The sequence below is a fragment of the Gilliamella sp. Choc6-1 genome, assembly GCF_001690385.1.
Classification (GTDB): domain Bacteria; phylum Pseudomonadota; class Gammaproteobacteria; order Enterobacterales; family Orbaceae; genus Gilliamella; species Gilliamella apicola_A.
Window position 1 is genome coordinate 1 of record NZ_LZHI01000031.1, and the last position, 23,679, is coordinate 23,679.

Annotated in this window: 22 protein-coding genes and 1 pseudogene; 14 read left to right on the forward strand and 9 right to left on the reverse strand. The window is 36.9% G+C overall.

Translation table 11 applies throughout. From position 1 onward, the window contains the following. The 8 genes and pseudogenes from A9G36_RS04385 to A9G36_RS04420 form a co-directional block, all read left to right on the forward strand. A partial coding sequence (locus A9G36_RS04385; RefSeq protein ID WP_141670622.1) for a DUF2345 domain-containing protein occupies nucleotides 1–1,109 on the forward strand: 1,109 nt, incomplete at its 5' end. Next, entirely contained in the window at nucleotides 1,109–1,942 is an 834-nt protein-coding gene (locus A9G36_RS04390; RefSeq protein WP_065585452.1) for a DUF4123 domain-containing protein, read from the forward strand. The genes A9G36_RS04385 and A9G36_RS04390, both read left to right, overlap by 1 nt. A gap of 9 nt (nucleotides 1,943–1,951) precedes the next feature. Beyond that, on the forward strand, nucleotides 1,952–4,636 hold the full coding sequence (locus A9G36_RS04395; protein WP_065585453.1) for a T6SS effector BTH_I2691 family protein: 2,685 nt from the start codon (nucleotides 1,952–1,954) through the stop codon (nucleotides 4,634–4,636). A 1-nt stretch (nucleotide 4,637) separates the two neighbouring features. Then, nucleotides 4,638–5,318: a hypothetical protein gene (locus tag A9G36_RS04400; protein WP_065585454.1), complete on the forward strand. Its 681-nt coding sequence runs from the start codon at nucleotides 4,638–4,640 to the stop codon at nucleotides 5,316–5,318. A gap of 15 nt (nucleotides 5,319–5,333) precedes the next feature. Further along, nucleotides 5,334–5,735: pseudogene (locus tag A9G36_RS04405) on the forward strand (hypothetical protein); the annotation flags it as partial. A 68-nt stretch (nucleotides 5,736–5,803) separates the two neighbouring features. Continuing rightward, nucleotides 5,804–6,901: a DUF6708 domain-containing protein gene (locus tag A9G36_RS04410; RefSeq protein WP_065585456.1), complete on the forward strand. Its 1,098-nt coding sequence runs from the start codon at nucleotides 5,804–5,806 to the stop codon at nucleotides 6,899–6,901. Nucleotides 6,902–6,945: 44 nt separating this feature from the next. Continuing rightward, entirely contained in the window at nucleotides 6,946–8,043 is a 1,098-nt protein-coding gene (locus A9G36_RS04415) for a DUF6708 domain-containing protein (protein WP_065585457.1), read from the forward strand. A 44-nt stretch (nucleotides 8,044–8,087) separates the two neighbouring features. Next, on the forward strand, nucleotides 8,088–9,185 hold the full coding sequence (locus tag A9G36_RS04420; protein ID WP_065585458.1) for a DUF6708 domain-containing protein: 1,098 nt from the start codon (nucleotides 8,088–8,090) through the stop codon (nucleotides 9,183–9,185). A gap of 466 nt (nucleotides 9,186–9,651) precedes the next feature. Here A9G36_RS04420 and A9G36_RS04425 read toward each other — a convergent pair whose 3' ends face one another. Continuing rightward, complete coding sequence (locus A9G36_RS04425; protein ID WP_065585459.1) at nucleotides 9,652–11,373, reverse strand: thiamine pyrophosphate-dependent enzyme; 1,722 nt, start codon at nucleotides 11,371–11,373, stop codon at nucleotides 9,652–9,654. Nucleotides 11,374–11,631: 258 nt separating this feature from the next. Between A9G36_RS04425 and A9G36_RS04430 the strand changes: the two genes are divergently transcribed. Both A9G36_RS04430 and fmt read left to right on the forward strand, forming a co-directional pair. Beyond that, on the forward strand, nucleotides 11,632–13,500 hold the full coding sequence (locus A9G36_RS04430) for an SLC13 family permease (protein ID WP_051825440.1): 1,869 nt from the start codon (nucleotides 11,632–11,634) through the stop codon (nucleotides 13,498–13,500). A 570-nt stretch (nucleotides 13,501–14,070) separates the two neighbouring features. Then, nucleotides 14,071–15,015 (forward strand): methionyl-tRNA formyltransferase, encoded by a 945-nt coding sequence (gene fmt, locus A9G36_RS04435; protein ID WP_034948136.1) that lies wholly within the window; start codon nucleotides 14,071–14,073, stop codon nucleotides 15,013–15,015. Nucleotides 15,016–15,067: 52 nt separating this feature from the next. Here fmt and tehB read toward each other — a convergent pair whose 3' ends face one another. After that, complete coding sequence (tehB, locus tag A9G36_RS04440; protein WP_034948054.1) at nucleotides 15,068–15,928, reverse strand: SAM-dependent methyltransferase TehB; 861 nt, start codon at nucleotides 15,926–15,928, stop codon at nucleotides 15,068–15,070. A 188-nt stretch (nucleotides 15,929–16,116) separates the two neighbouring features. On the opposite strand from tehB, the gene fabI reads away from it, so the two are divergent. From fabI to A9G36_RS04460, 4 genes are all read left to right on the forward strand, one after another. Further along, on the forward strand, nucleotides 16,117–16,905 hold the full coding sequence (fabI, locus tag A9G36_RS04445) for an enoyl-ACP reductase FabI (protein WP_034948051.1): 789 nt from the start codon (nucleotides 16,117–16,119) through the stop codon (nucleotides 16,903–16,905). Nucleotides 16,906–17,106: 201 nt separating this feature from the next. Next, the gene (gene slyD / locus A9G36_RS04450; RefSeq protein ID WP_034948048.1) at nucleotides 17,107–17,673 is read left to right on the forward strand and encodes a peptidylprolyl isomerase; all 567 of its coding nucleotides are present in this window, start codon (nucleotides 17,107–17,109) and stop codon (nucleotides 17,671–17,673) included. A gap of 170 nt (nucleotides 17,674–17,843) precedes the next feature. Next, entirely contained in the window at nucleotides 17,844–18,512 is a 669-nt protein-coding gene (radC, locus tag A9G36_RS04455) for a RadC family protein (protein WP_034948045.1), read from the forward strand. Between the two features lie 64 nt (nucleotides 18,513–18,576). Next, nucleotides 18,577–18,780 (forward strand): SlyX family protein, encoded by a 204-nt coding sequence (locus tag A9G36_RS04460; protein WP_034948042.1) that lies wholly within the window; start codon nucleotides 18,577–18,579, stop codon nucleotides 18,778–18,780. Nucleotides 18,781–19,168: 388 nt separating this feature from the next. On the opposite strand, the gene rplQ is transcribed toward A9G36_RS04460, so the two are convergent. The 7 genes from rplQ to secY form a co-directional block, all read right to left on the reverse strand. Further along, nucleotides 19,169–19,555, reverse strand: coding sequence for a 50S ribosomal protein L17 (gene rplQ / locus A9G36_RS04465; protein WP_034948039.1), 387 nt, complete (start codon nucleotides 19,553–19,555; stop codon nucleotides 19,169–19,171). A 29-nt stretch (nucleotides 19,556–19,584) separates the two neighbouring features. Next, nucleotides 19,585–20,574, reverse strand: coding sequence for a DNA-directed RNA polymerase subunit alpha (locus A9G36_RS04470; protein ID WP_034948034.1), 990 nt, complete (start codon nucleotides 20,572–20,574; stop codon nucleotides 19,585–19,587). 25 nt (nucleotides 20,575–20,599) lie between these two features. Then, entirely contained in the window at nucleotides 20,600–21,220 is a 621-nt protein-coding gene (rpsD, locus tag A9G36_RS04475; protein ID WP_034948031.1) for a 30S ribosomal protein S4, read from the reverse strand. A gap of 43 nt (nucleotides 21,221–21,263) precedes the next feature. Beyond that, nucleotides 21,264–21,653 (reverse strand): 30S ribosomal protein S11, encoded by a 390-nt coding sequence (gene rpsK, locus A9G36_RS04480; protein ID WP_034948028.1) that lies wholly within the window; start codon nucleotides 21,651–21,653, stop codon nucleotides 21,264–21,266. 16 nt (nucleotides 21,654–21,669) lie between these two features. Then, entirely contained in the window at nucleotides 21,670–22,026 is a 357-nt protein-coding gene (rpsM, locus tag A9G36_RS04485; protein ID WP_034948025.1) for a 30S ribosomal protein S13, read from the reverse strand. Nucleotides 22,027–22,193: 167 nt separating this feature from the next. After that, a complete protein-coding gene (gene rpmJ / locus A9G36_RS04490; protein WP_025314403.1) occupies nucleotides 22,194–22,307 on the reverse strand; it encodes a 50S ribosomal protein L36 in 114 nt (37 codons plus the stop codon). Nucleotides 22,308–22,333: 26 nt separating this feature from the next. Continuing rightward, nucleotides 22,334–23,674, reverse strand: a complete 1,341-nt coding sequence (gene secY / locus A9G36_RS04495) for a preprotein translocase subunit SecY (RefSeq protein WP_034948022.1) — start codon at nucleotides 23,672–23,674, stop codon at nucleotides 22,334–22,336. Between the last annotated feature and the right edge of the window lie 5 nt (nucleotides 23,675–23,679).

Consider the following 23,679-nt stretch of genomic DNA (forward strand, 5'->3'; position numbering starts at 1 on the left):
TAACAGATTGGAAAAATGGCGAAGAAAGCTTATGGATAAGGTTAGCCAAACCCTATGCCGGCAGTGAATACGGTTTTCACTTTCCACTGATTGACGGTACTGAAGTAGCAATAGCTTTTATGCAAGGCAACCCTGACAGACCGTATATTGCCCATGCAATGCACGACAGTGCTCACCCAGACCCTGTCACCGCCATTAACAAACACCGCAATGTGATACGCACCCCAGCGAATAATAAATTACGCATGGACGACAAACGGGGGCAAGAGCACATCAAACTCGCCACCGAATACGGCAAAACCCAACTGAATTTAGGTCACTTAGTTGACCAAAGTAAAGCGCAGCGTGGCGAAGGCTTTGAGCTAAGAACCGACGAATGGGGCGCCATAGCAGCTGCACGGGGATTATACTTAACCACCCAAACCGAGCCGAAAGCGCAAGGCAAACAGCTCGACATGCAAGCCGCCATTACCCAGCTTGAAAATGCGCTATCCATTGCCAAAGCCCTACAAAATGCCGCTACTCAGTCTGAAGCCCACGGAGCAGACACTGACAGCCAAGAACAACTTAACAAAACATTAAGCCAACTGACCCAAAGCGGCATACTTGCCTATGCCCAAGAAGGCATTGCCTTAACCAGTCCACAAAACATTCAACTCTCCACCGGCAACAGCGTTACTTTAACCAGTGAAAACCAAACTGACATTGCCGCCTTAAAAAACCTTACCCTCTCATCGGGCGAAGCGATGGGCTTATTTGCCCACAAATCAGGCATGAAACTCTTTGCCAACCAAGGCGATATTGCGGTGCAAGCCCAAAACGCCAACCTCAACATGGCCGCCAAGCAAGATATAAAAATTGACAGTGTCGATGGTGAGCTAATCATAACCGCCAGTGAAAAAATCACCTTAATTTGTGGCGGTTCATACATAAAAATCAGCGAAGAAGGCATTGAACTGGGCACGCAGGATAATATCTATCTTAAGTGTAATGTCATGCAGAAAATGGGAACAGCACAAAAAAATATTCAAAACGAATTACCGTCCATTTGTAAGGGGGTACAACAAGACAGTGCTGAAAAACATGCCATCATTGTGGAAAGAAAGTAATGATTAAAACCATATTAGACGAAGAAATAAATCACGTTATTGCTAAGCAAATTCAGCAACTGGGTAAAATGTATTTATTAGTTGATCCCCAAATCAACGATAATTTTTTCTTCGATAATTATTTCGAATTTGAAACAATCGTACCGATTCGTGATAGGCAAGATACCGTATCACAAGATCATGAATGCTTGCAGCTCTGTGCCATACCTAAACAAGCAACCTATATCAAACAGCTTATTATCGAAATAAAAAATAAAAAATCGGCAGCGATAGCGCTTATTGCTTCACCTTATTCGATTAAATATATACAAAATCACCTTAGTAATGCGATGTTGATGTCATACAATGGAAACAACTATCTTTTACGGTTTTATGATCCACAGGTTTTAAAACATTTAATTGAAATATTGGATCAAGAGCAATTAAATAACCTATTAGGTTGTATTGAATATTGGTATTACTGGCAAGATAGCTACACCCAATTGCATCATAAACCTAAATTAATCTTATCGGATATCAAATATAAGCTATCACCCAAACAATGGCAAAAAATCAAAATAGCACAAGTTTACAACGCTTATGAATATCAGCTAGTCAAACAACAACAAAAACCTTTATCCAACACAGAGCAACGTACATTAAAAAAACTATTAGATTGGACATATAAAGTAACATTTTATCGACCTAACCAACAAAAAATGGACGTGATTATTCATTATGCAATGGCACAACCTGAGCAATTTTTCAGACAAATTAATGATGATTTATTATTTGAATTAATGACAAACCAAAACATCAATCAACTTGAACAATATTTAAAGAATTTAGATTAGGAATAAAACATGACAAATCTGGAAAGCTTAGTTAGTTTAATATTAGCAGCAAAAATCAAGCAAAACGATTCAGGCAAACGATGCCCCAAATGTCAAGAAAAGGAAGGCGACTTAATTGTACTGCCAACTCGCTTATCAATTTCTGGCTTTATGGGTAAAAACAAAACACTTAAACATAATCTTAAAGCAGACGTTGAACTGCCGCCTTTACCTGATTTTGCTCAACAAATGGTATCGAATTTGCCATTGGAACACTCAAAATATTGCGTACAAATGTTAAGGCAAGGCTATTTATATGTTCTTGAAGATCGAAATAACGGCGAAAAAAAATGGCGTGCTTTTACCTCAAGCCCGACGGGTTGCTTAGTAGAATATAACGATATAAACAAAGTACCAAACACGCCACCAACCTATAACTGTAACATTGCCACAGACGGGGCTGATGCTTCTTACATCAGCTTCAAAAATAGTAAAGAAATCTTTAAAATTCATTTTTTATTCAGTCCTAACAAAATAACCAATAAGCGGTTAGAATTTTACCAAACCACGCCTGAATTTGAACTAAATGGTATAACGCCAGAACAAATCCGAAGTGGTCAAAAATCCATAAAAGACGACGACCTGCTATCCAATATTTTAGAGTTATCAGCGGCTATGAAAATAGCCGAACAAGAATCGTTTTTACATAGCAAAAGTCCCTATGATTTTAGAACAGGCGAACGAGACTATGCACACCAACAATTACAGGTAATACACTATATTTACACGCAACGCACCTTTTTTTATGATAAAGACATCATGCAATACTATTTTCGTTATTTATCGCTCTATAAAAAATTAAAAGAGCGCCAAGGTGCAGCTATTGTAGTGCATGATGCTATCGGCATAACTCAAAGTTTAAATAAACGCCGTCATCAAGCCCTTGAAAAAGTAATGAAACCATGGATGGAATACGAAGATGCAGAAGGCATATCCAACGAACACCGTTTAATCATTTTAAGGCAACTATTAGGGTTTAAAGAATCCTTTCATCAACACCGAATCAAGCAGTTAATCAAGCAAGTTAAACACTGGGAAAAGTATTCAAACTGGGGCGATGATAAAATCATGACTCCTTCTATTCGCGATATGGCAAAAAGCAAAAGAAGAGAACTTTTTCAAAAAGTCGAAGAAGGATTAATAGAGCAACAAACTGAAAAACTATCTAAAGAAGAGTTTAAAAAATTTTATTGGGATCGGCTATCACAAGAAAAATTGGACAAATTTGAAAAAGAATTTAATGAGCTCAGTCAAGATGTAGAAGAACTGGCAGAAAAGCGAACCGATGATTACATAAAATGGTTAAAATCGAGCCAGCTAATTGCTGCATTAGATTTATATGACCAGACACAAACCATAGATGGCATTATGTTTCAATTACAAATGAGTGTTTGCCTGTGTGGAGTAAGCAGTTCAGAAAAAATTAGACAAATTCTGGATAAATGGTGGCTTGAACCTCAAATAACCCAAGCCAATTTATGTATGCGGACCTATCTTTTTAACAACAAAAATTTAATTGACAAAATTAACGAATATCTCGATATTCAACAAAAAATCGCAATCAACGAATCGAGTGATGATAACAGACAAATACCTGATGTAGATAAAGCCATTAGCTTACTAAACACACTGACAGATCATGTTAATCAAACCGGTCCAGTGATAGAAAGTATGGCAGCGCGCGGCTTTCCAATTGCACTGTTATCGGTGACCTTTGCCGATTTAGTTAGAAGTTTTTTAAGGGTAACCACCCAAAGATTTAACCAAACGATTCAAAACCGTTTAGGCAATCTAATTTTTGCAGGCATTAGAACAAAAGCGCTTGAAATGTATGAATCAGGCTATAGTATTAATGGACATACATTTAGAGCCACACCCAGACGGGGTGCTCCGCAAATAACACGTGTTGCTCGTAACAATTTTACCAATACCGATTTAGTTAATACCAAAATCGCCATGATGGTATTTGCATTTACTGGCTACGAATCCGCTAAAAAATTAATCAATGGTCAAAACAACCCACGTGAAGTTGCCGAATTAACCGCATCATTGATGACAAGCACCGCCGCAGGAGTGCAAATATTAACCAGTGCAATACAAAGCTGTATCGAAAACAACCCAAACTCAAGAACCGCCGCGGTCACCTATACTGCATTTGGACGATACTTTTTATGGTCAGCAAGTTTATCGTTGATTGCAGGGGGGATATCGGGAGTGTTGGATTTTGTGGATGCAGAGAAAGCACATAAAAAGAATAATGATATGTTGGAAATTGCATATATTGCTAGAGGCATTGCTACCATAGCGCTAAGCATTTCCCAATTTGTGGTTGTTTTAGGCACATTAGTGCCATGGCTAGAGAATATTATCACAACAAGTATAGAGCGCACCATTTGGGTAAGTTTAGCCGAAGTGGGTTTAACCATTGGTCGATTTGCTATTGGCGCTCAAGCTGCAGCTTGGCTGGCTAGGATTATTTTTTACGCCTCAGTAATTGTTGTTATAGTTGGTGTTTGTTTAATTATTCTTGATGATAACGCCATGCAAAAATGGTTTGACCGCTGCTGTTTTAGTAATAAACTTGAACGTAAAAAATTTGCTAACTTAGGCGAAGAATTAACCGAGTGGCATCAAGCACTACAGGAGACCTTTTAATATGTACGTTGGTGAATTTTTATTGTGGTTTGGTAGCGCCATAAAAGCCGAAACCCGCAAAAAATTAAAAATGGGCTATACCAGTGGCGATATGACGCTAAAAGAAGTCCAAAAAAACTACACTCAAGAATCCGTCAGTAATAACCCCAGACCAATAGGACCTTACTACGCCTATAACGATCGCTATTTAGAGATCCGTGGCGGCATGTTTGAAAATTTTCGGGGGATTTTGACTTGGATTAGTTTACTTATTTTTTTGATTCCTTGTTTTAGTGGATACTTGGGATTAAACACTCTACTGAAATTATATAATCACGAACGTGATAATATAATTTCAGGTATATTTTCAATTACATTTCACTCAATTATAGTTATTTTATTAACCTATTTATGTATCCGCTATTTCCGCTATATTTATCGCTTTGAACTATTTACCATCCGCCATATTCGGGTACGGTTTAATCGAGTCACAAAGCAAGTATATATTCAACGCCCTAAATATTGCGGTGGCACGGTGGTATTTAAGTGGGAACATATTATGCCCGCCAACTTTGGCGAAACCGGCTCAGACATGGGGGGGACTAATGTCGTTAACTTGTTTACTTTTCACCCTTATAAAACTGGCTTTCCGGTTGCTCAATCCGTCGGCATTGGCAAAAATACTTATCATGCCCAAGATTAAAAAGACGAATGGGAATTTATCCGCCGATATATGGAGCACGGCCCCGAAAACTTGCCAAAACCACGCCTAAGCACCCATTTACCCATGCCCTTTCATGGCTTTGAAGGGCATATCAAACCCATGATTCATGCCTTAAAAAATGCCCCAACCGCATGGGTATATTTACTGCTTATCCCCGTATTTTTAATCTTACTCCCTTTTTATACCGTGGGTTACTTTATTTCGGAATGCCTGTGTTGGCAACCGCGATGGCCAAAAGTAATACGCCAAGCCGGTAAAGCAGGCAAACCGATCCCGAAGGAAACCACCTTAGCGGACTACCCCCCTAAAGTACAACAAGCCCTATTAGATAGCCGTTTGCAATGGTGTGTGCGTGACGAAAAAACAGGAAAGTTAGTTGATTATGGAAATTCATAATATAAAAACACGTTTTAAAACAATATTTAAAATAATATTTAAAACAATAACAACAGGATATAAAATCGATGTACCTTGGTGAATTTTTATTGTGGTTTGGTAGCGCCATAAAAGCCGAAACCCGCAAAAAATTAAAAATGGGCTATACCAGTGGCGATATGACGCTAAAAGAAGTCCAAAAAAACTACACTCAAGAATCCGTCAGCAATAATCCCAGACCAATAGGACCTTACTACGCCTATAACGATCGCTATTTAGAGATCCGTGGCGGCATGTTTGAAAATTTTCGGGGGATTTTGACTTGGATTAGTTTGCTTATATTTTTGATTCCTTTGAGTTCAAGTTATAATTCTATTTACAGCTTTATAGTGTTATATAATAATGAAACCGACAAAGTGACAGGATATGTCATAGCTATTATATTTTTTTCAATTATTTTTTTAATTTCAACTTATTTATGTATCCGCTATTTCCGTTATATTTACCGATTTGAACTATTTACCATCCGTCATATTCGGGTACGGTTTAATCGAATTACAAAGCAAGTATATATTCAACGCCCTAAATATTGCGGTGGCACGGTGGTATTTAAATGGGAACATATTATGCCCGCTAACTTTGGCGAAACCGGGTCAGACATGGGGGGCACTAATATGGTCAATCTAATAACCTTTCATCCTTATAAAACCGGCTTTCCGGTTGCTCAATCCGTCGGCATTGGCAAAAATACTTATAATGCCCAAGATTATAAAGACGAATGGGAATTTATCCGCCGGTATATGGAGCACGGACCCGAAAACTTGCCAAAACCACGCCTAAGCACCCATTTACCCATGCCCTTTCATGGTTTTGAAGGACATGTAAAGCCCATGATCCATGCTGCTAAAAATGCACCAACTGCATGGGTGTATTTACTGCTTATCCCCGTATTTTTAATCTTACTCCCTTTTTATACCGTGGGTTACTTTATTTCGGAATGCCTATGCTGGCAACCGCGATGGCCAAAAGTTATACGCCAAGCAGGTCAAATGGGCAAACCGATCCCGAAAGAAACCACTTTAGCGGACTACCCCCCTAAAGTACAACAAGCCCTATTAGATAGCCGTTTGCAATGGTGTGTGCGTGATGAAAAAACAGGAAAGTTAGTTGATTATGGAAATTCATAATATAAAAACACGTTTTAAAACAATAACAACAGGATATAAAATCGATGTACGTTGGTGAATTTTTATTGTGGTTTGGTAGCGCCATAAAAGCCGAAACCCGCAAAAAATTAAAAATGGGCTATACCAATGGCGATATGACGCTAAAAGAAGTCCAAAAAAACTACACTCAAGAATCCGTCAGTAATAACCCCAGACCAATAGGACCTTACTACGCCTATAACGATCGCTATTTAGAGATCCGTGGCGGCATGTTTGAAAATTTTCGGGGGATTCTCTCTTGGATATCATTACTTATTTTTTTAATGCCATATAGCGCAGGTTATGCAGCTTCATATATCATATTGGATCTTAATAACTATAAATCTGAGGAAATAGCATCAGGAATATTCGCAATAATATTCTTTTCAATTATTTTTTTAATTTTGGCTTACTTATGTATCCGCTATTTCCGCTATATTTACCGCTTTGAACTATTTACCATCCGCCATATTCGAGTACGGTTTAATAGAGTCACAAGGCAAGTGTATATTCAACGCCCTAAATATTGCGGTGGCACGGTGGTATTTAAATGGGAACATATTATGCCGTCCAACTTTGGCGAAACCGGCTCAGACATGGGGGGGACTAATGTCGTTAACTTGTTTACTTTTCACCCTTATAAAACTGGCTTTCCGGTTGCTCAATCCGTCGGCATTGGCAAAAACACCTATAACCCTCAAGACTATAAAGACGAATGGGAATTTATTCGCCGGTATATGGAGCACGGACCCGAAAACTTGCCAAAACCACGCCTAAGCACCCATTTACCCATGCCCTTTCATGGCTTTGAAGGGCATATCAAACCCATGATTCATGCCTTAAAAAATGCCACAACCGCATGGGTATATTTACTGCTTATTCCTGTATTTTTAATTTTATTACCGTTTTACACGGTGGGGTACTTTATTTCGGAATGCTTATGCTGGCAACCTCGATGGTCGAAAGTAATACGCCAAGCCGGTAAAGCAGGCAAACCGATCCCGAAAGAAACCACTTTAGCGGACTACCCCCCTAAAGTACAACAAGCCCTATTAGATAGCCGTTTGGAATGGAGCGTGCGTGACGAAAAAACAGGAAAGTTAGTTGATTATGGAAATTCATAATATAAAAACACGTTTTAAAACAATAACAACAGGATATAAAATCGATGTACGTTGGTGAATTTTTATTGTGGTTTGGTAGCGCCATAAAAGCCGAAACCCGCAAAAAATTAAAAATGGGCTATACCAGTGGCGATATGACGCTAAAAGAAGTCCAAAAAAACTACACTCAAGAATCCGTCAGCAATAACCCCAGACCAATAGGACCTTACTACGCCTATAACGATCGCTATTTAGAGATCCGTGGTGGCATGTTTGAAAATTTTAGGGGTATCTTGACATGGATTACATTACTTATTTTTTTAATACCCTTTACAACTTTTGACTTATTTATAATAACTGCAGTCCGATTATACAATCATGAAACAACTAAAATTGTCTCAAATACATTTGCTATGATATTTGTACTCATTATATTTTTTACTTCAACTTACTTATGCATTCGCTATTTCCGCTATATTTACCGATTTGAACTATTTACCATCCGCCATATTCGAGTACGGTTTAATCGAATTACAAAGCAAGTATATATTCAACGCCCTAAATATTGCGGTGGCACGGTGGTATTTAAATGGGAACATATTATGCCTGCCAACTTTGGCGAGACTGGCTCAGACATGGGGGGCACTAATATGGTCAATCTAATAACCTTTCATCCTTATAAAACTGGCTTTCCGGTTGCTCAATCCGTCGGCATTGGCAAAAATACTTATAATGCCCAAGATTATAAAGACGAATGGGAATTTATTCGCCGGTATATGGAGCACGGACCCGAAAACTTGCCAAAACCACGCCTAAGCACCCATTTACCCATGCCCTTTCATGGCTTTGAAGGGCATATCAAACCCATGATTCATGCCTTAAAAAATGCCCCAACCGCATGGGTATATTTACTGCTTATTCCTGTATTTTTAATTTTATTACCGTTTTACACGGTGGGGTACTTTATTTCGGAATGCTTATGCTGGCAACCTCGCTGGCCAAAGGTAATACGCCAAGCAGGTCAAATGGGCAAACCGATCCCGAAAGAAACCACTTTAGCGGACTACCCCCCTAAAGTACAACAAGCCCTATTAGATAGCCGTTTGGAATGGAGCGTGCGTGATGAAAAAACAGGAAAGTTAGTTGATTATGGAAATTCATAAAAATTAAATGTGGTTTTAACATTCGGTATTTTAATAGTATGTTTTATTCTGGCACAGTTATGGGCGGTATCTTAATTAAGTGCCATACAAAGCGCTGACAACGAAAGAAGCTAGCCTTTCAAACACGAACAATGCCTAAAAACAGAACAAAAGCGGAAGAGTCTGTCACCACTCCGCCACTTTGTTTCTGGCACCTGCGTAGGGATTGTAAAAAGGGGTCATCAATACCCTTTGCTCAAACGTTACCACAAAATTAATTGTATTTCGCAAAAGATAAAAATATCCCAAATCCTAACTGCACTGAAAAATTTAAAGCTTGCTGCATCAAATCGTTGCTATTTTAAAATGACTCTAACTAATGCTGTTTAGAGTTTATCTGTATATATACAATACGCTTAATTATTAAAGTGACGATTAATTCAAAATCCAATATTCTGCCGTTTACCACAGCAGAATATATGTAGGGTTATTTTTTAACAAAATTATCAATTAATAAATTAACAACGTCCCCCATTTTGCCTGTTAATGAAGCTTTAACACTATAAAGTGCCATGCCCATAACTTGTGATCTTTGAATTTCAGGAGGCATAACAAGTTCATTAGCACTGGTTTTTACATCCAATAATGCAGGACCAGGGTGAGCTAGAAATGATTGCATAGCAGCTTCAAGCAAGTCTGAATCATCAACACTAATTGCAAATAAGCCCATCGATTCTGCTACTTTAGCAAAGTTAGGATTTTGTAAATGAGTATAATGATCTACAATCCCTTCGACTTTTTGTTCTAATTCAACAAAATTAAGTGAACCATTATTTAGCACAATGATTTTTATTGGTAATTTTTCTTGAATTGTGGTTAATAAATCCCCTAACAACATGCTAATACCACCATCACCTGATAAAGTAATCACTTGTCGATCAGGAAAAGCCTTTTGTACGCCTAAGGCCTGTGGCATCGCATTTGCCATGGTTCCGTGTTTTAAACTAATGACTGTTCGCCTTTTTCCGTTGGTTTTGAAATGGCGACAAGCCCAAACCATAGCAGATCCGACATCGGCACAAAGGACTGCATCATTCGTTGCGTATTTATCTACAAGTTCAGTTAAATATTGGGGATGAATAGTAGATTTTGAAGGCATCGCTTTTCTATTCAATTTATTCATGGCATTGTCATATAATGACAGGCATGTTTCTAAAAATTTTGTATCATTTTTTTCCTTAATTAATGGAAATAATGCAGCTAAAGTCGACTTGCTACTACCGACAACACCAATATTAACTGGATGGCGTCGTCCAAGGTGCGTTGCGTCAATATCAATTTGGATAATTGTAGCGTTATTGGGATAAAATTGTGACCATGCAAAATCGACACCTAACATTAAAAGTACATCACACTTTTTTATCGCCATATTGCCAGATTCTACGCCAAATATCCCTGTCATACCGACATTATAAGGGTTGTCATATTCCACAAAATCTTTCCCACGAGAGGTATGCACAATAGGCGATTTTAATTTTTCGGCAAGCGCTATAAGTTCATTATGGGCATCATGCACGCCTTGTCCGGCAAAAATAGCTATTTTTGTGTTTTTATTTAAGATATCGGCAATTTCCATTAACTCTTGATCTGATGGACGTATAATTGGTTTAGGATGATAAATTCTATAACCGCTGTTATCCTCAACCTTTTCTAAACTAATATTATAAGGAATCACTAACACCGCTACACCACGTTGATTAATCGCTGCTTGAATTGCGGCAGTGGTAATTTGCCTTGCCTGAGTTGGGTCATTAATTTGGCGGCAAAATACCGAACAATTTTTATAGATCGATTCAAAATCCACTTCTTGTGGAAAATCTGTCCCTTGTTGCGAGGTCACAAGTTGGCTTGCTAACAAAATAACCGGAGATTTATTACGCTGTGCTTCATAGATACCATTAATAAAATGTAAACTACCTGGTCCGCAAGAACCAGCACATGCCGTTATTTGATTAGTCAAATACGCCTCTGCTCCTGCTGCAAAAGCCCCGACTTCTTCATGACGAACATGAATCCATTGAATATCACTTTTTTTAATTGCAGAAGTAATATGATTTAATGTATCGCCGACTATACCATAACAATGTTTAACACCTGCTTCAGTCAAAACATCAACTATAATTTGTGCAACAGATTTTTTTGATAACATATTGCCTCCTGACTATAATTAATTTATCGAATATTTATATTGGTTAAATTACACTTAACTTTTAATAAAGCGAATAGATTATAAAAAAATAGCAGGAAATGTTAAAAATATAAGTATAGTAAGGGTTTTCCCAAAATAAACTTTTATGAAGACTATTCCCTATTCTAATAAACCAAGCTATTATGAACAAAATCCAAACAATCTCATAGAGCTGCTTTTGTGAAAAATTTGTCATATTGGCATGATTTATTGATATCAATGACTGCACTTTTACCCAATTATTTTATTGAATATTATCGCTTAATTACTGTTTGCTTATTGTTATTAATAGCCATTTTTATGTTTTCATTCAGTAAATTAAGAATGGATATTATTTCATTACTTACAATTACTGTTATCATCATAACTGGCGTGTTAACACCTGCCGAAGCATTATCAGGATTTAGCGATCCTAATATCATTTTAATTGCTTTGTTATTTGTTATTGGTGAAAGCCTAGTTAGAACGGGCGTTTCATATAAAATGAGTGAATATATATTAAAAGTAGCCGGCAAAAATGATATTCGAATTGTTATTTGTATTATGTTAGGCGTTGCTTTGCTTGGATCAATAATGAGTTCGACTGGCGTTGTTGCAATTTTTATTCCTGTCGCTATTAGTATTTCTAATCATACCGGTATTCATGTAAAAAAATTAATGATGCCACTTTGTATCGCTGCATTAATCAGCGGTATGATGACTTTAGTTGCCACTGCACCAAATCTAGTTGTTAATAGTGAACTTAGTCGTGCGAATTTAACAGAATTTGGTTTTTTCTCTATTACACCAATTGGCTTAGGTGTTTTAGTTGTAGGCGTTTTTTATTGTATATTTACACGTAATTGGCTGCTTACTGCAGATCAAGTTATGCCAACAAATACCCAACCACAAAGACGAAAAATCACCGATTTAATTCGAGATTATAAATTAATTGGTCGTGCACATCGAGCACAAATATTAGCTGGTTCACCTTTTGTAGGACGTACAATCGATAGTTTGCATTTACGCAGTGAACATGGTGTAAATGTAATAGGTATTGAACGTTGGCGTAAATTCCATAAGGTTTTGATACCAGTTAATGGTTCAACTGAATTTCGTGAGAATGATATTTTATTATTAGATATGTCACATTCGGAAGCTGATTACCGTACTTTTTTAACCATCAATAACCTAGAGCCCAAAATACTGCGTGGTGAGTATTTTTCAGAACAAGTAAAACAAGTCGGCATGGCCGAAGTCGCCCTACTACCCGAATCAACACTCTGCGGCAAAACACTCAACGAAATTGATTTTAGAGGAAAGTATTTCTTAACTGTCATTGGAATATGGCGTAATCATGCGCCTGTTGAGACAAGTAACTTATTCCAAGAGCGTTTAGAAATGAGCGATACTTTATTAGTGTGTGGTGATTGGGGATCAATTCAAAAATTACAAACTCGTACCAGTGATTTTGTGGTATTGGACTATCCTTCGGATATCGACGATGTTGCACCCGCAAGTGCACAAGCGCCTGCAGCGTTAATTAATCTGGCTATTATGATTATTTTAATGGTAACAGGTATTGTACCGAATGTGGTTGCAGCACTAATCGCCTGTTTATTAATGGGGGCAACGCGCTGTATTGATATGACTAATGCTTATAAGTCAATACATTGGCCTACTTTAATTTTAATTATTGGTATGATGCCATTTGCGGTGGCATTAAATAAAACAGGGGGAATCTCATTAATATCTGCTTGGTTAGAGATCCATTTACATTCCTTTGGACCTTATATGGTGCTGACATTTATTTTTTTATTATGTTCAACTGTTGGGTTATTTATTTCAAATACAGCAACCGCAATTTTAATTGCTCCAATCGCTATTGATTTAGCTGTAAAATTTGGCTATTCACCGTATCCTTTTGCCATGACAGTAGCTATTGCTACGTCCGCCTCATTTATTACACCTGTATCATCACCAATAAAAACCATGGTGGTTGCACCTGGTGGTTATAGTTTTAGTGACTTTGTAAAAGTTGGTGTGCCATTAACATTTTTAGTAATGGCTGTAGACATTGCTTTAGTACCAATATTTTTTCCATTTTAAGGTGTATTAAGGCAAAGGTTTATTTTATTGTTAATAATAAAACGTGTTAATAAGATAATTACATTTATAAAATCAGTCTATTAATCAATAATAATAGATAGCAAAATTTATACTTGCTAAAAATTGAAAAGATTAATTATCAGTGAATTTATACAAACAATTACGGCACTTATTGTTACTAAGCCGTGTTAATCAGCTTAGTAACATTTGTGAGTTTAATAGCTTAAATTTTGTGCCGAAGAGTAATTCGACAAATCGAATCTGGTAAGATCAGCGATAATACATTCATCAGCAATGATAGTATGATAATACAAAGATAACCTATTTTGAGCAGTAATTAATTTTGCATCCATTACCAATACGGTATGAAATTGCAGCAACAAATCCCCTAAGTCTGCAAAGAATGTATGATTAAAGGTAATTTGCGTTTTTAATTTCTCTATTTTCAGTTCAATATTTTATAGAGGCACTGATAACAAACTATAATGCTTACGATTTAAAGATTCCTAATAGAATTTTAGTTATAATAACCATGATTCTTTTGATTATGGATAAAATTTTATGCCACATCTGACTAAACCATTAAAGGTTATCTTTGCAGGAACACCTGATTTTGCAGCTACCCATTTAAAAGCATTGATAAATTCACACCACAATGTAATTGCTGTTTTTACTCAGCCCGATCGCCCTGCAGGTCGCGGTAATAAATTAACCGCAAGTCCCGTTAAGCAATTAGCTATTGAAAATAATCTGCCGATTTATCAACCGACAACACTTAGATCCGAAGAAATTCAAAGAACCATCGATAAACTTAATGCTGATATTATGATTGTTGTTGCTTATGGGCTTATTTTGCCTCAAGCTCTGCTTGATATGCCAAAACTAGGGTGTTTAAATGTGCATGGTTCATTACTACCTCGTTGGCGTGGTGCAGCACCAATTCAACGTGCTTGCTGGGCTGGGGATCAAGAAACAGGAATTACTATTATGCAAATGGATGCAGGGCTTGATACAGGCGATATGCTATATAAACTTGCTTGCCCAATTGAACCAAATGATACAAGCGCTTCATTGTATGACAAATTAGCAAAATTAGGATCACAAGGCTTACTCAATACATTAACGTTAATCAGTGAAGGAAAAATTCAACCAGAAAAGCAAGATGAAGCAAAAGCCACCTATGCTCAAAAGCTCTCTAAGCAAGAAGCCAAACTTGATTGGAATTTACCTGCCGAGCAACTTGAACGTTGTGTTCGTGCTTTTAATCCATGGCCAGTAAGTTATTTTGAAGTTAATAACGAATCAATAAAAGTATGGCAAGCCGAAGTGGTAAAAATATCACACAATAAACCAGCTGGTACTATTTTACAAGCCGATAAAAATGGGATTTGCATAGCAACAAGTAAAGATGCATTAAATATGACAAAACTCCAACCTGCAGGCAAAAAACCAATGTTACCCCAAGATTTATTAAACTCTCGCCAATCTTGGTTTAATATTGGCGAAAAACTTTAGCGCATATTAGACAATAAAGCCTAAATATTACAGGATATTTATTCTTGTAATACTATGGCTTTTTTGCCAATAACGTGGCAAATCTTAATTTAATTCGATTACCATTTATATCTGTTTTATGTAATTCACCGATATCTTCATTGTATTTTATGATTTCCCAATCTTGATAGTAGCTATGGAGTTCATTTTCTTTAAATGTAAATGGAAATCCAACAGAACATGGGTAGTCTTTCGTAGACATGGCACTTACAATCAGATTATAACCACCCGATTTTGTGATTGTCTGCATATTATTAAGCACAGCAGGAACTTTTTCAGGCTGTAAGAACATCATCACTACCGTTGAAATAATAAGGTCATATGAACCTTGCCAATTAGCTTGGTTGATGTCGTAAACTGTAGCTTTAATATGTTCTAGCTTTTCTTCATTAATCACTTGTTGTAAGTTTTTAATGCTCGGTTCAGATTTATCTACTGCATCCACATCAAATCCTAATAGCTGCAAATAAAGTGAATTACGCCCTGAACCACAGCCGAAATCTAAAACCTTACCAGCAGGAATTATTCTGGCTGTAGCTAGTACATCAGAATGAGTTTTAGTCATTTGGTATTTTTTATGGGTATAGTCTTCTGCCAAACAATAAAATGACAGTTGGCATTGTAAATCATCCGATACTTTATCAATAAAATGCCATTGCTGAGGTGGAATAAATGGTGGCTGGTGGACAACATCATAATGATGTTGAGACTTTAATTCTCCTTGATTTGTTAGTATTTTAAAATCCATACTCCCTTTTATGATCTGAAGCTTTGCCCATGTACCAGCTTGAGTATTATGTTTTTCGCGAAACGATTGAGGTAATGATTTGGTATCCCAAATAGGTAATGTTTTATAACAAATTAAGTTTTTCAATTTATTATCACTATTTTAGTAAACTAATAGTTGACTATTATAGTCAATTATTGATGATATAAACAATATATTATTGATAAGACTAATACAAAACCAAGAAAAATAAATTTATAGTGGCGAAGTTGACCTTATCAACATATAATCATCGTCATCCTAAACTATATAGTAAAATAATAGAGGAAAAATTTATGGGATTTTTAACAGGTAAACGCATACTCGTTACCGGTGTTGCAAGTAACCGTTCTATTGCTTACGGTATTGCACAAGCAATGCATCGTGAAGGTGCTGAATTAGCCTTCACTTACCAAAATGATAAATTAAAAGCACGCGTTGAAGAATTTGCTGCTGATTTTGGTTCTAAAATCATTCTACCTTGTGATGTCGCACATGATGAAAGCATAACTAACTTATTTACTGAGCTAGCAAATACATGGGATAAATTCGATGGCTTTGTCCACGCTATTGCCTTTGCCCCTGGTGATCAATTAGATGGCGATTATGTTAATGCTGTTACACGTGAAGGGTTCGCTATTGCTCATGATATCAGCTCTTATAGTTTTGTTGCTATGGCTAAAGCTTGTCGTTCAATGTTAAATCCGAATTCAGCATTAGTTACCCTATCTTACCTTGGTGCTGAACGTGCAATTCCTAATTATAATGTTATGGGGCTTGCTAAAGCATCTTTAGAAGCTAATGTTCGCTATATGGCAAATGCAATGGGACCAGAAGGTATTCGTGTTAATGCGATTTCTGCAGGTCCAATTCGTACACTTGCAGCATCTGGTATTAAAGATTTTAAAAAGATGCTATCTCACTGTGAATCAGTAACCCCAATCCGTCGTACGGTAACAATAGAAGATGTGGGGAATTCAGCAGCATTCTTATGTTCAAACCTTTCGTCTGGTATTACTGGAGAAGTGATTCATGTCGATGGTGGATTTAGCATTGCTGCAATGAATGAGTTAGAACTTAAATAAGATTGATTTTTAACACTAAAAAAGGGCATCAACGATTATCTTGATGCCTTTTTTAATGGTAGTTAATAACAAATTATTATTTTATTGCGTTATGTTATTCTTTTATTAGTTTTGAACAAAATAGAAAATTTAGAATACATAACTTCTTTTTTCCGCTAAAATCTAAAGTAATTTGCTCAATACAAGTCTGTTGGAGAAAAAATGAAAATAGCAAAAAATAAAGTAGTCAGTTTGGCATACCAAGTGCGCACTAAAGATGGTGTGTTAGTTGATGAAGCTACAGCTACTGCACCACTTGAGTATTTGCAAGGTGCGGGTAACTTATTACAAGATCTAGAAAATGCTTTGGAAGGGCATCAAGTTGGTGATAAATTTGACGTTGAACTAATTAATGCTTACGGAGATTTTAATGATGCTCTTGTACAAAATGTTCCTCGTGATGTGTTTGTAGGCGTTGATCAACTCGAAGTGGGAATGCGTTTTTTTGCCGATACCGATCAGGGCTCTTTACCAGTTGAGATCACGGCTATTGATGGCGATACTATCACCATTGATGGTAATCATATGCTAGCAGGGCAAGATCTAAAATTTAATATTGAAGTATTAGCGATTCGTGAAGCAACAGAAGAAGAAATCGCACACGGTCATATTCATGGTGCTCATGGACACGATCATGGTGGTTGCGGTTGTGGTGGTCATGATCATGAACAAGATGATGAAAATCATGGTTGTTGTGGCGGTGGTCATGGCGGATGTGGCTGTCACTAGTTTTATCGCAAATTGATATTTTAAAGCGCTTTATAGCGCTTTTTCTTTTTTTGCAAAATTGTGAAAAAAGGTTTATTTTTTTGTGAAATTGCTCGGAATATTTCCTTTTTTGGGGTTATTGAATCAATCATTCAGTCATAATTTACTTTTAATCACTAAATAAAAGTACAATGTCCTTAGAATATCCTCAATTAATGCCTCGTGAAAAACTATTAAAATTTGGTGTTGAAGCATTAAGTGATGCTGAACTATTGGCGCTATTTTTACGAACAGGTACCCGTAATTTGCCTGTTTTAGCGTTGTCACAAAGTTTATTAAATGATTTTGGTTCCTTGTATAATTTAATTAATGCAAGTCACCAAGATTTTTGCCAAAAAAATGGCTTAGGTACCGCTAAGTATACGCAATTAAAAGCAGTTGTTGAACTTTCATCGCGTTATTTAAAGGTGAAAATGGCGCACGAAAATTTACTTTCTTCACCATCAGTAACTCATCACTATTTAGCTAGCCGTTTAGCCAATAAAGATCGTGAAATTTTTATGGTGATTTTTTTAGATAATCAACATCATGTTATTTCATCTGAAGAGATGTTTGTTGGTACCTATAATTGTGTAGAAGTCCACCCTCGTGAAATTGTCAGACGAGCACTACAACATAATGCAGCTGCATTAATCTTAGCGCATAATCACCCTTCAGGCATGGCAGAACCGAGTCAAGCAGATCGTCATCTTACTCAAAAAATAGAAGAGGTTTGCAGATTAGTTGATATTCGAGTTATAGACCATATTGTTATCGGCAAAGGCGAATATGTCTCTTTTGCTGAGCGCAGATGGATTTAATCGCTATTTTTACTTACAATAGAGAACATTGCTAATCAATACAATATCTAAACGTGAATATCTTATGAAAAAACAAATTGAACTATTAGAAACTAAAATCGCTTTCCAGGAAATTACCATTGATGAGCTTAATCAAATGGTTACAAACTTACAAGCCGATATAAGCAAATTAAAAGAGCAGTTAATATTATTATCACAAAAACTTCAAGCTTCTCAATCTACTAATATTGCTAACTTATCAGAAGAAACTCCTCCACCTCACTATTGATCACTCTTTTTAGATAAATAATTTGTAATATGCGATATAAGCTTATATAGCCATAACTAAATATTGCAATTAAAAAAGAGCGTTAAATTTTTATATTTAAACTTTGTTGTTATTAATGTTTATACAAAACAAGAAAAACATCGATATTAAGCTCATATAAAAAATTATATGTGAAATTATAGATAAACTCATTACTATTTACAGCTACAGCATTATTAAAGGTGTAGCCATAAATAGTCGAGCTATTTTATAAAATTAGTTAATATATAAGAAATATAGAAAATAAAGATATGATAAATCTTAGAGTAATTAAAAACTAAATAACAGAATATTATTTCAATAAAAAACCGGCATATAGCCGGGTTTTTTATACAATGATTTAATTATCTTATTCAGCTGCTGCTTCTGCTTCTGCTGCAGGGCGATCAACTAATTCAATATAAGCCATTGGAGCATTATCTCCATTACGGAATCCACATTTTAAGATACGTACATATCCACCTGGGCGGGTAGCAAAACGTGGACCTAATTCTGAAAATAATTTTTTCACTGTATCTTTATCACGGATACGAGCAAAAGCCAGACGGCGATTAGCTACGCTATCGCTTTTGGCTAGCGTAATTAACGGTTCAACAACACGACGCAACTCTTTTGCTTTTGGCAATGTAGTTTTGATGATTTCATGTTCAACAAGTGAACTAGTCATGTTACGAAACATTGCTTGACGATGGCTGCTATTTCGGTTCAGTTGACGACCACTTTTACGATGGCGCATAACTTTATCCTTCTTATATAAATTTTATTTTAGTCTTCAACAATACTTGCTGGTGGCCAATTCTCAAGACGCATGCCTAAGGATAAACCACGAGATGCGAGTACATCCTTAATTTCAGTAAGTGATTTCTTACCAAGATTAGGGGTTTTAAGTAGCTCAACTTCAGTACGTTGTACTAAATCACCAATATAATGAACTGCTTCTGCTTTTAAGCAATTAGCAGACCGAACAGTTAATTCTAAATCATCCACTGGACGTAGAAGAATAGGATCAAATTCCGGTTTATCTTCTTTCACTTCTGGTTGACGTACATCGCGTAAATCAACGAAAGCTTCAAGTTGTTCAGCCAAAATAGTTGATGCACGACGGATAGATTCTTCAGGATCGATAGTACCATTTGTTTCCATATCGATGACGAGTTTATCTAAATCAGTTCGTTGTTCCACACGAGCAGCATCAACAGAATAAGCGATACGCTCTATAGGGCTATAACAAGCATCAACCAATAAACGACCGATTGGTCGCTCTTCATCTTCTGACTTAACGCGAGCAGAAGCAGGGACATAACCACGTCCTCGTTGTACACGAATACGCATACTAATTGAAGCATTGGCATCGGTAAGATGACAAATCACTAAATCAGGGTTGGCAATTTCAACATCGCCATCATGAGTGATATCAGATGCAGTAACAGCACCAATACCTGATTTATTTAAAGTCAGCATAACATCATCTTTAGTATGCACACGCACTGCTAACTTTTTCAAATTAAGCAGAATATCAAGTACATCTTCTTGGACGCCTTCTTTAGTACTATACTCATGCAGAACACCGTCAATTTCAACTTCGGTTACTGCATATCCCGGCATAGATGATAATAAAATGCGGCGTAGTGCATTACCTAAAGTATGACCAAAACCTCGCTCAAGTGGCTCTAAAGTCACTTTAGCATGAGTCCGGCTGTATTGAACAACATCAACTAGGTGAGGTTTTAAAAACTCTGTTACAGAACCCTGCATTATGTCCTCTCTTAAGTGCTAAACTTTACTTAGAGTAAAGTTCGACGATCAAATGTTCGTTGATGTCAGCAGATAAATCTGAGCGTTCTGGTAGACGTTTAAATACGCCTTCCATTTTGCCAGCATCAACTTCTAACCAAGTTGGTTTTTCACGTTGTTCAGCTAGCTCTAAAGCAGCTTTAATACGTGCTTGTTTTTTTGATTTTTCGCGAACACTAATCACATCTTCTGGTGAAACCTGATAAGATGCAATATTTACAACGCGACCATTAACAAGAACAGCTTTATGACTAACTAATTGACGAGCTTCAGCACGAGTTGCACCGAATCCCATACGATAAACAACGTTATCTAAGCGGCGTTCTAAAAGACCAAGTAGGTTTTCACCTGTATTGCCTTTAATACGCGCAGCATTTTTATAGTAATTACGGAATTGACGTTCTAAAATTCCATAAATACGTCTAACTTTCTGTTTCTCACGTAACTGAACACCATAATCTGATAAACGCGGTTTACGCGCACCATGTTGCCCAGGAGCTTGTTCTAACTTACATTTACTGTCAATCGCTCGAACGCCAGATTTAAGAAACAAATCTGTACCTTCACGACGACTTAATTTGAGCTTTGGTCCCAAATATCTTGCCATTTTATTTCTCCAATAATCCTAAACATTCAGCGTTTAATAAAAATTAAACACGACGTTTTTTTGGTGGACGACAACCGTTATGAGGAATCGGAGTAACATCAGTAATGTTAGTGATGCGATAACCCGCAGCATTTAATGCACGAATTGTTGACTCACGACCAGGACCAGGTCCTTTTACCATAACTTCCAGATTCTTAATTCCGTAATCTTTTACAGCTTCAGCACAACGTTCTGCTGCAACCTGAGCAGCAAAAGGAGTCGACTTACGAGAGCCACGGAAACCAGAACCACCAGCGGTTGCCCAACCCAACGCATTACCTTGTCGATCGGTAATAGTTACGATTGTATTGTTAAATGATGCATGAATATGAGCTACACCATCAGAAACTTGCTTTTTTACACGTTTACGTGTACGAACAGGTGTCTTTGCCATTTATTTATCACCTCAATTATTTCTTGATTGGCTTACGCGGTCCCTTACGGGTACGAGCGTTAGTCTTAGTGCGTTGACCACGGACAGGAAGTCCACGACGATGACGCATGCCACGATAACAACCAAGGTCTAATAAACGCTTGATACTCATAGTTACTTCACGACGTAAATCACCTTCAACAGTAAATTTAGCGACTTGTTCGCGTAACTTTTCAATCTGATCTTCAGATAGTTCTCTGATCTTAACATTCTCAGGAATACCAGCTTCAGCGCAAATTGTCTTAGCACGGGTATTTCCGATACCATAAATTGCTTGTAAAGCAATTACAGCATGTTGCTGATCAGGAATGTTAATGCCTGCTATACGGGCCACTATGCACTCCTTTTTTTGTTAATGTTAGCAAACTCACCATACTGAAAAGCCCGTTTTCAGGATACTCAAATAGTGAGTTTACAAATAAATTAGGCTGGCTATTCTAGCCAGCTTTACTATACTTTGGCAAGTAAAATATACAAAATTTCAACTTTACAGTTAAATAATTAACCTTGACGTTGTTTGTGTTTACCTTCAACGCAAATAACTCGAACAATACCATTGCGTTTAATGATTTTACAATTTCTGCATAATTTCTTGACTGAAGCACGAACTTTCATTTTTTTCTCCGTAACTTCGGGCTAACTTATCGGCCATAGCCTTTAAGATTCGCTTTCTTTAACACTGACTCATAACGATTTGGCATCATTAAAGTCTGTACTTGTGCCATAAAATCCATGATTACAACAACAACAATTAATAAAGAAGTTCCACCGAATTGAACAGGAACTTTCATTGCACTTGTCATAAACATTGGGACCAAACATACAAAAGTAATGTAAATAGCGCCAATTAGCGTTAAACGTGTCATTACTTTGTCAATATACTTAGATGTTTGTTCACCTGGGCGGATACCTGGAATAAATGCACCAGATTTTTTTAATTGTTCAGCGGTTTCTCTTGGGTTGAAAACCAACGCTGTATAAAAGAAACAAAAAAAGATAATCGCTGCCGCAAAAAAGATTATATATAACGGTTGTTCATGTGAGAAATATTGTCCAATAAGCACAATAATATATCTCCATCCTTCCCCATCTCCTTGAAACCAAGAAGCCATCATAGATGGTAACATAACAATTGTTGAGGCAAATATTGCAGGAATAACCCCTGCCATATTAATCTTTAATGGTAAGTGTGACGATTGTGCCGCATAGATACGACGGCCTTGTTGGCGTTGTGCGTAGTTAACAACTATTCGTCGCTGACCGCGTTCAACAAATACAACAAAATAAGTCACACCAATCACTAATGCTGCAACAACTAACAATAAAATCGGATGTAAATTTCCAGAACGAGCTTGTTCAATTGTTTCATATATTGCATGAGGAAGACCAGCCACAATACCAGCAAAGATAATGATTGAAATTCCATTACCTACGCCTCGCTCTGTAATCTGCTCGCCGAGCCACATAAGAAACATAGTGCCAGTAATTAAACTAACCGATGCAATAAAATAGAAAGAAAATCCAGGATTAATCACCACATGACCATAGCCAGGAATGTTTGGTAAACCAGTTGCAATACCAATCGACTGCACAATCGCTAAAGCTAATGTACCATAGCGTGTATATTGACTAATTTTCTTACGCCCTGATTCACCTTCTTTCTTCAATTCTGCTAACTTAGGACTAATTGCCGTTAATAACTGTACAATAATTGATGCAGAAATATAAGGCATTATACCTAATGCAAAAATTGAAGCACGGCTTAAAGCACCACCAGAGAACATATTGAACATACCCACAATACCATTTGATGATGCTTGTGTTAGTAAATCCGATAACGCTTTAGTATCAATACCAGGAACAGGGATGTAAGAACCTAAACGAAAAACAATTAGCGCCAATAGCACAAACATTAATCGTTTTTGCAACTCCCCACTACCACCACGTGTACTTTGAAAATCTAATCCTGGTTGCTTTGCCATTTTTC